Here is an 11711-nt window from a genome sequence, read left to right on the forward strand (position 1 = left end):
GGATCGATCGTGGCCGCAGTCCCAGACACTGACAATCGCCCAGCAATCTCGAGGCGGATCGGCCTGCTCGATGCTGCAAGGGGGATCGCGCTCGTCGCGATGGCCTCCTACCACTTCACCTGGGATCTGGAATTCTTCGGCTACCTCGAACCCGGCACGGCCACACACGGCCTGTGGAAACTCTATGCCCGCGCCATCGCCTCGAGCTTCATCTTCATGGCGGGCGTCAGCCTGGTGCTCGCCCACTACCCGACACTGAAGCCGCAATCGTTCCTGAAGCGGCTCGCGATGGTGGCCGGTGCTGCAATCGCGATCACCGTCGCGACGGCGATCGCCATGCCGGACGGCATGATCTTCTTCGGCATCCTGCACCATATCGCCGCGGCGAGCGTGATCGGACTGCTGTTTCTCCGGCTGCCGCCCGTACTCACGGTCGTTGCCGCGCTTGCCGCCCTCGCCGCGCCGGCCTATCTCCGCTCGGAGGCTTTCGATGCGCCTTACCTGCTCTGGATCGGCCTCTCCGAGCATCTGCCGCATTCGAACGATTACGTGCCGCTGCTCCCATGGATCGGCGCCTTCCTGATGGGGATCGCCACAGCCCGCTTCGCGCGTGCCGGCGGCTGGCTCGACACGCTGGCCGACGCGCCGCAAGGCCCGGCGGCGCTGCGCTTCGCCGGCCGCCACAGCCTCATCGTCTACCTTTTGCATCAGCCCCTGTTGATCGCGACCGTCTACTTGATCTCGATCATCATCCCGCCGCAGAAACCTGATCCTATGCAGTCCTATCTGCGCAGCTGCGAAACCAGCTGCCGAACCGAAGGCAGCCAGGCGGAGGTGTGCAGCCGCTTCTGCGCATGCACGCTGGACAAACTGATGCAACAGTCCCTCTTCGAACCTCTCCAGTCTGGCGCAATCCAGCCGGATCAGGATGAACGTGTGTTGCAGCTAGCCCGTGAATGTACCGCAGTCAGCCAATGACAGGACATGATCATGAACGCCTACCGCCTGAAACCGCTGAAATATCCTTGGCCACCCGTGCTCTACGGCGTCGCGATCGTCGCGGCGCTGCTGCTCGATCGCTATGTCGGCCTTCTGCCGCCCCTACCGCGTGAGGGCTATCTTCTCTGGACGTTCGGAGGGGTGCTCGCGCTGATCGCGCTCACCCTCGACATATGGGCGGTGAAGACGCTCCTCGAATGCCACACGGCGGTGCTTCCGAACCGCTGTGCACAGCGCCTGGTGACGAACGGTCCGTTCCGCTTCACCCGCAATCCGATCTATCTCGGCTATACGCTGATGACGATCGCCTTCGGGCTGTTGACGGGCAATAGCTGGTTCTTCGTCGCCGCCGTCACCGCGGCCGTGGTCACGACGCTGGTCGCGATCCGCTCTGAGGAAATGCATCTGCTGGCCCGCTTCGGCATCGAATTCGAGCGATACTGCCAGCGGACCCGCCGCTGGATCTGAGAAGCGTCAGGTCCCGACGCCGATCTCGACGAGCCGCGTGAGGCAGGCCTCCTCGGCGTTGTCGAGTTCGGCGAGCGTTTCGTCGATATCCTTGCGCTTCTGGCGCAGTTCTTCGCGCTTCTCGTCGATCTTCTTCATCATCAGCTTGAGCTGACCGATCTCTCCCGGCGGCGCCTTGTAAACCTGGACGATTTCCCGGATCTCGGCTACGGTGAACCCGATGCGCCGGCCACGCAGAATCTCCTGCAGCAGCCGGCGGTCGGCTGCGCGATAGAGACGCGTTCGGCCGCGACGCTCGGGATGCAACAGGCCTTCGTCTTCGTAGAACCTCAAGGTCCGGGTCGAGACGCCGAATTCTCGCGTCAGTTCCGTTATGCTGTAATACTTTTTCACTGCCTGTTCCGATTCATCTGGAAACAGTCATATTATTGACTTTTACGTGCAAGTCAATTTTCTCCTTCATGCGGACATGAACCACCAGGTCGCAAGCCCGAGAAAGCTCAGGAAGCCGGTCGTATCGGTGATCGCGGTCACGAAAACCGCGGAGGAAACCGCCGGGTCCGTGCCCGAGCGGTGAAGCAGCAGCGGGATGGTAATGCCCGCCATCGCGGCCGCGAACATGTTGATCAGCATGGCGGTCGTGATGATGCCGCCGATCGAGACGTCGCGGAACCAGATGGCGGCAACGACACCGACGAGCGTTCCGAAGAGCGCACCGTTGATGAGACCGACGCCGGCCTCGCGGCGCGCGACCCGCCATGCATTGTGGATGTCGAGGTTGCGGGTCGCGAGCGCCCGCACGGTGACGGTCATCGTCTGCGAGCCGGCATTGCCGCCCATGCCGGCGACGATCGGCATCAGGATCGCCAGCGCCACCACCTGCTCGATCGTCCCCTCGAATAGCGAGATCACCGAGGCCGAGATGAAGGCGGTGACGAGATTGACGGCGAGCCACGGCACGCGCGAGCGCGAGGTTTCGACGACGCTGTCCGAGAGTTCTTCGTCGCCGACGCCGCCGAGGCGCAGCAGATCCTCTTCAGCCTCTTCCTGGATGACGTCGACGACGTCGTCGATGGTGAGGACGCCCACCAGCCGGTCGTTCTCGTCGACGACGGCGGCCGAGAGAAGGTCGTATTGCTCGAAGACCTGCGCCGCCTCTTCCTGGTCCATCTCGGCCGGCACCGCGTGGCTGGTCTCACGCATGATCGTCTCGATCTTCATCTGGCGCTTGGTGCGCAGGATGCGATCGAGGTCGACGGTGCCGAGCAGCTTGAAGGTCGGATCGATGACGAAGATCTGCGTAAAGCTCTCCGGCAGGTCGTCCTCGTCTCGCATGTAGTCGATCGTCTGGCCGACCGTCCAGAAGGGCGGCACGGCGACGAACTCGGTCTGCATGCGCCGGCCGGCCGAGCTTTCCGGATAATCGAGCGCCCGGCGCAGGCGCACCCGCTCGGTAAACGGAAGCTTGGCGAGGATTTCCTCGCGGTCCTCGTGATCGAGGTCTTCGAGAATGTAGACGGCGTCGTCGGAGTCGAGATCGCCGATCGCGGCGGCGATCTGCTCGTTCGACATCTGGTCGACGATCTGCAGGCGGATGGCCTCGTCGACCTCGGTGAGTGCGGTCAGGTCGAAGTCGTCGCCGAGGAGGCGCACGAGGGCGAGCCGCTGTTCCGGCTGGATCGCCTCAATGAGGTCGCCGAGTTCCGATTCGTGCAGCCGGGCGACGCGCTGGCGCAGGAAGAGCGTGTCGCGGTCGGCAATCGCCGCGCCGACCAGAGCGAGGAAATCGGACCGGACGGACCCGTCCTCGGAATAGATGTCGTCGGGAATATCGTCCTGCGGGGGCCGAACAAGGAATTCGTCGCCGGTATCCGTCATGCCTGCGCCCTCGCCCTTGTCATCAACTCGTCATTGCGTATCCCGGCAGCCTTGGAGAATGGCGGTAAAAACCGCATTGTCAACCGTGAGTGAGGATATCCCGGCACCGCCATGTGCAAATGCGAAGTAGGCCTGCTAACCTGTTGATCCGACGCAGTCGCAGCACAGAAAGGCATATCGTGGCGGTCCTCCCCCTGGTCACCTATCCGCACCCGGCGCTAAAGGCCGTCTGCGCTCCCGTCACCGATTTCGGCCCCGATCTCGCTACCCTGGCGAACGACCTCTACGACACGATGAAGGCGGCGCCCGGCGTCGGAATCACTGCCGCCCATGTCGGGGTCATGCAGAGGCTCGTGGTGCTCGACCTGCCGGAGATCGGCGGGCGGCGCACCTACGTCAATCCGGAAATCCTCTGGTCCTCCGGCGAACAGATGAGCCATACCGAAGGCAGCGTCTCGATGCCCGGCGCGACGGAGACCGTGACCCGCCCCCGCGCCGTCAAGCTCCGTTATCAGGATCTCGACGGGACGGTTTACGAGGAGGAACTCGACGGCTTCCCGGCAATCTGCATGCAGCACGAAGTCGACCAGCTCGACGGCATCTTCTGGCTGCAGCAGCTGTCGAAGCTGAAGCGCGACCGGCTGACGAAGAAATGGGAGAAAGGGCGAGGCTGAGCGCACCGCCGCCCGTCGCGCCAAGCGACTCTCGACGAGACAGGCCATTGGTCGGCCGGCCGTTGAATGATAGCCTGCCACCATGTCCGTCGCCCGCACACACCAGTTTCCCGGTATTCCGCTCGCACTCGGCTCAGCCCTGCTGTTCGGAGCATCGCCGCCGTTGTCGAAGCTTCTGATGGACAGCATCGATCCCTGGCTGCTGGCCGGCATCCTTTATCTCGGGGCCGGAGTCGGGCTCGTGCTTGTTCACCTCGGGCGACGATGGATCGGGCTCGAAGGTGTCGAGGCGCCGATTCGGATCTCCGATCTTCCATGGCTGCTTGCGGTAGTGGTCTTCGGCGGTCTTATTGGACCGCTGCTCCTGATGTTCGGCCTCTCCCTGACGACGGCCGCCTCGGGGTCGCTGCTGCTCAACCTCGAAGGCCTCGCGACCATGGCGATCGCCTGGATCGTCTTCCGCGAGAACGTCGACCGTCGCTTGCTGCTCGGCGCGATGGCGATATTGGCCGGTGCCACACTTCTGTCCTGGACCGGACAGGGCATCGCACTCGACAACGGCAGCCTTCTGGTCGCCCTTGCCTGCCTCGCATGGGGCATCGACAACAACCTGACGCGCAAGCTGTCCTCGGCCGACCCGGTGCAGATCGCGATGATCAAGGGGCTGGTCGCCGGGGCGACGAACCTGATACTCGCGCTCGGGCTGGGAACACCTGTTCCTTCGGCCGCCGCGATCGGAGCCGGCGCAATCCTCGGCTTTCTCAGCGTCGGCGTCAGCTTGGTTCTGTTCATGCTCGCTTTACGGCATCTCGGGACGGCCAGGACCGGGGCCTATTTCTCCCTGGCACCCTTCATCGGGGCGACGCTCAGCATCATTCTCCTTAGGGAGCCACTCACGTTGCAGATCGCGTTTGCCGGCCTGCTGATGGGCACAGGACTTTGGCTGCACCTGACGGAGCGCCATGAGCATCTTCATGTTCACGAAGCCTTCGAACACGAACACGCCCATGTTCACGACGCGCACCACCAGCACCATCACGATGGCCCCGCCACCGAGCCCCATTCACACCGGCACCGGCACGAGCCGCTGACCCACAAGCATCCACATTATCCGGACCTTCACCACCGGCATACGCATGACTGAGGGGCCGGGCGCGCCCTCACCGGATCGCGTCACATCTCAAAAGCCATTCGGAGAAATAGCCTGCGTTTCGGGACGGGCGCTGTCCTGCGCAAACCTCGATAAAATAACAAAAAACCCGGCCGAAGCCGGGTTTTTGGTGCGGTCGAGAAGACTCGAACTTCCACGGGTTGCCCCACAGCGACCTCAACGCTGCGCGTCTACCAATTCCGCCACGACCGCATCGTGGTAGGTGCCGAATTGCTCCGGCGGGGCTGCATGTAGCAAAAGCATTCGGGGTGCACAAGGGCGCTGTGACAGTTTTTTGATAATTCCTCCGGGGGCCCTGTGGAGGCCCTCGGCAAGGCCCGGAATTCCGGGCTCTTGAAGTCGGTGCGCTTTCTTGCCAAGTAGGGGAAAAGGACGGACGCTCCCATGCAACGTACAGAAATCGAAGCGAAAATGTTTCCCCTGCCGGGCTCGCCGCCGGTGCGCTGGCGAATCTCCGACGGCCTCGTTCCCTACGAGGAAGCGCTGGCCACCATGGAGGCGGAAGTCGCCGCGATCGCAGACGGCCGCGCCGACGAACTCGTCTGGCTGCTGGAGCATCCGCCGCTCTATACCGCAGGGACCAGCGCCGACCCTGCCGACCTCAAGGAGCCCGACCGTTTCCCGGTGCATGCGACGGGACGGGGCGGCGAATACACCTATCACGGCCCCGGCCAGCGGGTCGGCTACGTCATGCTCGACCTGAAGCGGCGGCGCCAGGACGTCCGCGCCTACGTGGCCGCGCTGGAAGAAGTCATCATCCGCACGCTCGAACAAATGAACGTGCGCGGCGAACGCCGCGAAGACCGCGTCGGCGTCTGGGTCCGCCGACCGGAAAGGCCGCGGCTTGCTGACGGCTCGATGGCGGAGGACAAGGTCGCGGCGCTCGGCATCCGGCTGCGCCGCTGGGTCAGCTTCCACGGCTTCTCGCTCAACGTCGATCCGGACCTGTCCCACTTCAGCGGCATCGTGCCCTGCGGAATCACCGCCTATGGCGTGACGAGCCTCGTCGATCTCGGCCTGCCGGTGATGATGCCGGATGTCGACATCCGGCTGCGCACGGCCTTCGAGGAAGTCTTCGGCCCGACAGTCGCGGAGACATCTCTGCCGTCGGGCGAAGGAAAGGCTGCCGTCGCCGGCGCCTGACGGAACGGGCTCCTCGGCGCTTGATCTCGTGCCAAGGCGCGTGCTTCATGGACGCCCGCCCCCGAAGAGCACGAGTCGATGACAGTCCCGACGTCCCTCACCCGACAGAACCCCGTCGAAGGCATGGCCCTGATGGCGGCCTGCATGCTCGTGCTGCCGGTGATGGATGCGATTGCCAAGTACATGGCGACCGTCGAGGGCATGTCTCCGGGCCAGGTGACCTTCTACCGCTTCTTCTTTCAGCTGGCCTGCACGCTGCCGGTGCTTTTTCTCCTGCGCGGGCGTGACGCGCTTGCGGCCAAACGCCCCTACATGAACCTCCTGCGCGGTTGCCTGCACGGAGCCGCGAGCCTGATGTTCTTCGCTGCGGTCAAGTATATGCCGCTCGCCGACGTCTTCGCCATCTACTTCGTCGAACCCTTCATTCTCACAGCCCTTTCGGCACTCTTTCTCGGAGAGCGGGTGGGCTGGCGGCGCTGGCTTGCGATCGTCGTCGGCTTCGGCGGCGCCATGATCGTCATCCAGCCGAGCTACGCGATCTTCGGGCTGACGGCGCTGCTGCCGGTCGCCTGCGCCTTTCTCTTCGCGCTCTACATGTTCCTCAATCGCGCGATCGGCGAGGCTGACTCGCCGATGACTATGCAGACGATGTCGGGGATCGGCGGCACGCTCATCATGGGGGCCGCGCTGCTTGCCGGCACCGGCATGGGCGAAAGCGATCTCGCCCCGTCGCTCCCCTCCTCCTGGCTCGGCCTCGGTCTGCTCGTCCTGCTCGGCTCGATCTCCGGCTATATCCACCTGCTGATCGTGCGCGCCTTCCGGCTCGCGCCGCTCTCGGTGCTCGCGCCCTTCCAGTATTTCGAGATCATCGCCGCGACCGTGCTCGGCTACGCGCTCTTCGGCGAATTCCCCGACGCCTCCAAATGGGCCGGCGTCGCCATCATCGTCGGCTCGGGCCTGTTCATCCTCTGGCGCGAGCAGAAGCGCGCAAAAAGCGCGGCAATTTAACGATGACGTTCATCACCGCCTAACCGCGTCCGTTCACCATCTGGAAACCCGGCGCGCATAGGCTCGCCTCCAGTTTCATGATGAAACGGGAAAAAAGATGAGCGAATTTCGTCTCTCTTTTCCGGCATGTGTCATCGCCGGGAAGAACAGCCTTACGGCCGACGACCTCCTGCTGCTGCGCAAGTATAGCTTTCCGGACGGCATCCGTTCCCCGGACGATGTCGTCGTCATGCTGGCGCTCGATATGCTCTGTCCGGAAAAGTGTGCCGAGTGGCACGACTACTTCGTCGAATCGCTGGCCGACTACATCGTCAACCGCTGCCCTCCGGCGGGCTCGCTCGACACGATGAACGCCGTCTGGTTCGAGCAGGTCTTCGCCGAGGACGGCATTGTGCGTTCGCGACACGAACTCGACCTTCTGCTCCACCTGATCGACCTCGCACCGCCGGCGCCGGCAACCCTGACCGCCCTCGCCCTCGACCAGCTTGCCATCGCACGCGCGGACGGGCGCGGTCCCATGCAGACAGGCCGGGCGGCCGAACATGCACACCTTTCGCCGTCCGACATCGCCTATGTCCGGCGGGTGCTGAAACATGCCTGCGACAACGGGCGCCTCGCCCTCGAAGAACGGGAGAGAGAGGCGCTGCTGCGGATAGACGGTTCGGTGAAGGGCACCCGCGTGCCGGCGTGGCTCGACATCCTCAAGGAGGCGGGGATCGCGGCTAAAAGCCCGTCGCCGGAGGAACCCGCCGCCCCGGCACGCTGGCTGCAGGTTCCGGACTCCTTCTTCCTCGACGACCAGCTCGTCGCCTGAACTCTTTCGCGGCACCGACGGCGGCAACGGGAGGCCGAACGGAGCAGCTTCTGACGCTCGTCGGCCTTGAGCCGGACAGGGCTCCCGTGCCAAGCTCACACCCGATTCACATTGTCAGGGAGAACGCACATGGACGTACGCGCCGCCGTCGCAATCCAGGCCGGAAAGCCGCTCGAAGTCATGACCGTCCAGCTCGAGGGGCCCAAGGCCGGTGAGGTGCTGGTCGAGATCAAGGCGACCGGGATTTGCCACACCGACGACTTCACGCTCTCCGGCGCCGACCCGGAAGGTCTGTTCCCGGCGATCCTCGGCCACGAGGGCGCGGGCATCGTCGTCGACGTCGGCCCGGGCGTCACGAGCGTCAAGAAGGGCGATCACGTCATCCCGCTCTACACGCCGGAATGCCGGGAATGCCCCTCCTGCCTGTCGCGCAAGACCAATCTCTGCACTGCGATCCGCTCGACACAGGGCCAGGGCGTGATGCCGGACGGCACCTCGCGCTTCTCGATCGGCAAGGACAAGATCCACCACTACATGGGCTGCTCGACGTTCGCGAACTACACCGTTCTGCCGGAGATCGCGGTCGCCAAGGTCAACCCGGACGCGCCCTTCGACAAGATCTGCTATATCGGCTGCGGTGTCACGACCGGCATCGGCGCCGTCATCAACACGGCCAAGGTCGAGCTCGGTTCGACGGCGATCGTCTTCGGGCTCGGCGGCATCGGCCTCAACGTCATCCAGGGCCTGCGGCTCGCCGGTGCCGACATGATCATCGGCGTCGACTTGAACAACGACAAGAAGGAATGGGGCGAACGCTTTGGAATGACACACTTTGTCAACCCGAAGGAAGTCGGTGACGACATCGTGCCCTATCTCGTCAACATGACCAAGCGCGGCGCCGACCAGATCGGCGGGGCCGACTACACCTTCGACTGCACGGGCAACACGAAGGTGATGCGCCAGGCGCTCGAAGCCTCGCACCGAGGCTGGGGCAAGTCGGTCGTCATCGGTGTCGCCGGCGCGGGTCAGGAAATCTCCACCCGTCCGTTCCAGCTCGTCACCGGCCGCACCTGGATGGGTACGGCCTTCGGCGGCGCACGCGGGCGCACCGACGTGCCGAAGATCGTCGACTGGTACATGGACGGCAAGATCGAAATCGACTCGATGATCACCCACACCATGCCGCTCGAGGACATCAACAAGGGCTTCGAGCTGATGCACAAGGGTGAATCGATCCGCAGCGTGGTGCTCTATTGAGCGCTCAACGCGCCTATGACGTGGACGTGCGGAGGCTCGCCGAGCTCTCCGCCGTCGAACTCTATGAACTGCTGAAACTGCGCGTCGATGTCTTCGTCGTCGAGCAGGCCTGTGCCTACCCGGAACTCGACGGCAACGACGCCGATTGCCTGCATCTGCGGCTCACGGACGGCACCGGCCTCATCGCCTGCGCGCGCCTCTGGCAACCGACGCCGAACCACCTGCCGCGCATCGGTCGCGTCGCGGTGTCACCCGCCCACCGCGGCAAGCGCCTCGGCGAAGCCCTGATGCACGAGGCGATCACCGCCTGCGAAAAGGCCTATCCCGGCGAGGCCATCGAGATATCGGCGCAGAGCCATCTACAAAGATTCTACGCGGGCTTCGGCTTCGTTCCGATTTCCGAGGAATATCTCGAAGACGGCATCCCGCATGTCGACATGGTGCGAAGAGTCTAGCTGCGGTACCGACAAGGTTTTCTGGTCCCGCCGCCGCCGATCTGGTAGGTTCACCGAGGACCTGTGGAGTATTTTCATGCAGCCATCACGGATTTCACTGAGCGAGAAGCAGCACGCGTTGATCGAGCGCCTGATCCGGTCAGGCCGTTTCACCGGACCCAACGACGTTGTCACGCGCGGTCTCGAACTGCTCGCGGAGCGCGAAGCGCAGGCGGACGCATTCATCTCCGAGCTCGAACGGGAAGTCGACGCCGGACTGGCGAGCGGACCGCCTGAAGCCATGGAGAGCGCCGAGGCGATGCTGGCCACGTTTCGGCGGCAAAGGTAAGTCGCCTTGGGCAGGATCCTGCGCCGCCCGCTCTTCGTCGACGACGTTCGCTCCGTCTGGACCTTCATAGCGGCAGACAGCCTTGAAGAGGCAGACAAGTTTGTAAGGGCGCTCGAACAGCGCTACACGATGCTTGCATCAAACCCGCTGCTCGGCACAAGGCGCTTTCCAAACCATCCAAACACGAGGCTTTTTCGTTCCGCCGCTATCTGATCATCTACCAGCCTCTCTCCGAGGGCGATGGGATAGAACTCATCCGTCTCCTGCACGCGGCAAGAGACTATAAGAGATTTTTTGACGACTGATCATGCCCGAAATCTACGTCGATGCCGATGCCTGTCCCGTGAAGGCGGAAATTCTGAAGGTCGCGGAGCGTCATGCGCTGCCGGTGACCTTCGTCGCCAATTCGGGCCTGCGCCCGTCCCGCGATGCGATGGTGAAGAACGTCATCGTCTCCGGTGCCTTCGATGCCGCCGACGACTGGATCGCCGAACGCGCCGGACCCGGCGACGTCGTGGTGACGGCGGACGTGCCGCTCGCGGGGCGCTGCGTTGCCGCCGGAGCCCTGGTGACCGGGCCGACAGGGCGGGTCTTCGATACCACCAACATCGGCATGGCGACGGCGATGCGCAATCTCGGCGCACACCTCAGGGAGACCGGCGAGAGCAAGGGCTACAATGCCGCCTTCACACCGCGCGACCGGTCGCAATTTCTCGAAACCTTTGACAGGCTTTGCCGTCGCGTGAAAAAGTAACGGCCGGGCACGGAGACCTGCAACCTGCAGCAACAGGCGCCGCATCCACGCGGTCGCAGCCTTGCCGCAGGCAGACGAAAGACGGAACGAGACCAGCATGCCGCAATTCTCCGAACGCCTGATCGGGCATCGACACGGTCCCTTTCTGGGCGCGCTCGTCTTCGCGCTCGTGGTGACGCCGGCCGCGACGGCGTTCGCTCCGCAGCTTGCGCTGGAGCTCATACCGATCGCCTTCTTCGCCGGCTACCTGCTGCTGACGTGGCTGCGGCTGCCGCGGCTGACGGCCGCCTTTCTCAGGCGGCACGCCGAAACGGCCGACGAACCGGCCTGGGTGATCCTGACGGTCACACTCGCCGCGGTCGTCATCTCGGTCGTTTCGCTCTTCTTCGTGCTGAACGGCGCGGAAGGCCGCGCGCTGAAGCTCGTCCTCGCCTTCGGCGCCGTCGTCTCCGGCTGGTTCACCATCCACACCATGGCCGCGATACACTATGCCCACGCCTACTGGCGACCCCAGACGGTCTTGCCCCACGAAAGCGGCCTCCACAGGGGGGGCCTCGACTTTCCCGGCACCACCGATCCCGGCGGCTATGACTTTCTCTATTTCTCCTTCGTCATCGGGATGACCGCCCAGACCTCGGATACCGCCGTGACCACGACCGCCATGCGCAAGCTGAACCTGCTGCATGCCGTCGTCTCCTATTTCTTCAATACGGTCCTGCTGGCCGCCGCGGTGAACGCCGCGGTCTCGCTCGCCGGCTGAAC

15 protein-coding genes and 1 tRNA gene are annotated in these 11711 nt (G+C 64.1%); 13 read left to right on the plus strand and 3 right to left on the minus strand.

The window, feature by feature from the left end; genetic code table 11:
- The first annotated feature begins 9 nt into the window (after window positions 1-9).
- Complete coding sequence (locus ACM6UT_RS07570) at window positions 10-978, plus strand: heparan-alpha-glucosaminide N-acetyltransferase (RefSeq protein WP_416796742.1); 969 nt, start codon at window positions 10-12, stop codon at window positions 976-978.
- A 12-nt stretch (window positions 979-990) separates the two neighbouring features.
- Window positions 991-1467, plus strand: coding sequence for a methyltransferase family protein (locus tag ACM6UT_RS07575; protein WP_416796743.1), 477 nt, complete (start codon window positions 991-993; stop codon window positions 1465-1467).
- A gap of 6 nt (window positions 1468-1473) precedes the next feature.
- Here the strand turns inward: ACM6UT_RS07575 and ACM6UT_RS07580 are convergent, their stop codons facing one another.
- Together ACM6UT_RS07580 and mgtE are read right to left on the minus strand one after the other, a co-directional pair.
- Window positions 1474-1860 (minus strand): MerR family transcriptional regulator, encoded by a 387-nt coding sequence (locus ACM6UT_RS07580; protein WP_416796744.1) that lies wholly within the window; start codon window positions 1858-1860, stop codon window positions 1474-1476.
- 66 nt (window positions 1861-1926) lie between these two features.
- Window positions 1927-3345 carry a magnesium transporter gene (gene mgtE / locus ACM6UT_RS07585; protein WP_416796745.1) on the minus strand — a complete coding sequence of 473 codons (1419 nt, stop codon included), beginning with the start codon at window positions 3343-3345 and terminating at the stop codon, window positions 1927-1929.
- Between the two features lie 179 nt (window positions 3346-3524).
- On the opposite strand from mgtE, the gene ACM6UT_RS07590 reads away from it, so the two are divergent.
- Together ACM6UT_RS07590 and ACM6UT_RS07595 are read left to right on the plus strand one after the other, a co-directional pair.
- Window positions 3525-4019 (plus strand): peptide deformylase, encoded by a 495-nt coding sequence (locus ACM6UT_RS07590; protein ID WP_416796746.1) that lies wholly within the window; start codon window positions 3525-3527, stop codon window positions 4017-4019.
- Window positions 4020-4101: 82 nt separating this feature from the next.
- Window positions 4102-5163, plus strand: a complete 1062-nt coding sequence (locus ACM6UT_RS07595) for a DMT family transporter (RefSeq protein ID WP_416796747.1) — start codon at window positions 4102-4104, stop codon at window positions 5161-5163.
- A 134-nt stretch (window positions 5164-5297) separates the two neighbouring features.
- Here ACM6UT_RS07595 and ACM6UT_RS07600 read toward each other — a convergent pair.
- Window positions 5298-5382 (minus strand) — tRNA-Leu (locus tag ACM6UT_RS07600).
- Between the two features lie 192 nt (window positions 5383-5574).
- Between ACM6UT_RS07600 and lipB the strand changes: the two genes are divergently transcribed.
- From lipB to ACM6UT_RS07645, 9 genes are all read left to right on the plus strand, one after another.
- A complete protein-coding gene (gene lipB, locus ACM6UT_RS07605) occupies window positions 5575-6333 on the plus strand; it encodes a lipoyl(octanoyl) transferase LipB (protein WP_416796748.1) in 759 nt (252 codons plus the stop codon).
- A gap of 78 nt (window positions 6334-6411) precedes the next feature.
- On the plus strand, window positions 6412-7341 hold the full coding sequence (locus tag ACM6UT_RS07610) for a DMT family transporter (RefSeq protein ID WP_416796749.1): 930 nt from the start codon (window positions 6412-6414) through the stop codon (window positions 7339-7341).
- A gap of 97 nt (window positions 7342-7438) precedes the next feature.
- Window positions 7439-8155: a hypothetical protein gene (locus ACM6UT_RS07615; RefSeq protein WP_416796750.1), complete on the plus strand. Its 717-nt coding sequence runs from the start codon at window positions 7439-7441 to the stop codon at window positions 8153-8155.
- 129 nt (window positions 8156-8284) lie between these two features.
- Window positions 8285-9412, plus strand: a complete 1128-nt coding sequence (locus ACM6UT_RS07620; RefSeq protein WP_416796751.1) for an S-(hydroxymethyl)glutathione dehydrogenase/class III alcohol dehydrogenase — start codon at window positions 8285-8287, stop codon at window positions 9410-9412.
- Entirely contained in the window at window positions 9409-9867 is a 459-nt protein-coding gene (locus tag ACM6UT_RS07625; RefSeq protein WP_416796752.1) for a GNAT family N-acetyltransferase, read from the plus strand. Before ACM6UT_RS07620 ends, ACM6UT_RS07625 begins: the two co-directional genes overlap by 4 nt.
- 76 nt (window positions 9868-9943) lie before the next feature.
- A complete protein-coding gene (locus tag ACM6UT_RS07630; protein ID WP_416796753.1) occupies window positions 9944-10195 on the plus strand; it encodes a ribbon-helix-helix domain-containing protein in 252 nt (83 codons plus the stop codon).
- A 6-nt stretch (window positions 10196-10201) separates the two neighbouring features.
- Complete coding sequence (locus ACM6UT_RS07635) at window positions 10202-10408, plus strand: type II toxin-antitoxin system RelE/ParE family toxin (RefSeq protein WP_416796754.1); 207 nt, start codon at window positions 10202-10204, stop codon at window positions 10406-10408.
- A 94-nt stretch (window positions 10409-10502) separates the two neighbouring features.
- Window positions 10503-10949 (plus strand): YaiI/YqxD family protein, encoded by a 447-nt coding sequence (locus ACM6UT_RS07640; RefSeq protein WP_416796755.1) that lies wholly within the window; start codon window positions 10503-10505, stop codon window positions 10947-10949.
- A 97-nt stretch (window positions 10950-11046) separates the two neighbouring features.
- The gene (locus ACM6UT_RS07645; RefSeq protein WP_416796756.1) at window positions 11047-11709 is read left to right on the plus strand and encodes a DUF1345 domain-containing protein; all 663 of its coding nucleotides are present in this window, start codon (window positions 11047-11049) and stop codon (window positions 11707-11709) included.
- Window positions 11710-11711: the final 2 nt, after the last annotated feature.

Origin of the sequence: Ciceribacter azotifigens (assembly GCF_048159625.1) — a bacterium.
Lineage (GTDB): Bacteria > Pseudomonadota > Alphaproteobacteria > Rhizobiales > Rhizobiaceae > Allorhizobium > Allorhizobium azotifigens.

Bases quoted from the DNA above. Each gene is read 5' to 3' on its own strand.
- ACM6UT_RS07630 (WP_416796753.1), top strand. From the start codon at position 9,944: ATGCAGCCATCACGGATTTCACTGAGCGAGAAGCAGCACGCGTTGATC.
- ACM6UT_RS07610 (WP_416796749.1), top strand. From the start codon at position 6,412: ATGACAGTCCCGACGTCCCTCACCCGACAGAACCCCGTCGAAGGCATG.
- mgtE (WP_416796745.1), bottom strand. From the start codon at position 3,345: ATGACGGATACCGGCGACGAATTCCTTGTTCGGCCCCCGCAGGACGAT.
- ACM6UT_RS07575 (WP_416796743.1), top strand. From the start codon at position 991: ATGAACGCCTACCGCCTGAAACCGCTGAAATATCCTTGGCCACCCGTG.
- ACM6UT_RS07615 (WP_416796750.1), top strand. From the start codon at position 7,439: ATGAGCGAATTTCGTCTCTCTTTTCCGGCATGTGTCATCGCCGGGAAG.
- ACM6UT_RS07640 (WP_416796755.1), top strand. From the start codon at position 10,503: ATGCCCGAAATCTACGTCGATGCCGATGCCTGTCCCGTGAAGGCGGAA.
- ACM6UT_RS07645 (WP_416796756.1), top strand. From the start codon at position 11,047: ATGCCGCAATTCTCCGAACGCCTGATCGGGCATCGACACGGTCCCTTT.
- ACM6UT_RS07595 (WP_416796747.1), top strand. From the start codon at position 4,102: ATGTCCGTCGCCCGCACACACCAGTTTCCCGGTATTCCGCTCGCACTC.
- ACM6UT_RS07620 (WP_416796751.1), top strand. From the start codon at position 8,285: ATGGACGTACGCGCCGCCGTCGCAATCCAGGCCGGAAAGCCGCTCGAA.
- lipB (WP_416796748.1), top strand. From the start codon at position 5,575: ATGCAACGTACAGAAATCGAAGCGAAAATGTTTCCCCTGCCGGGCTCG.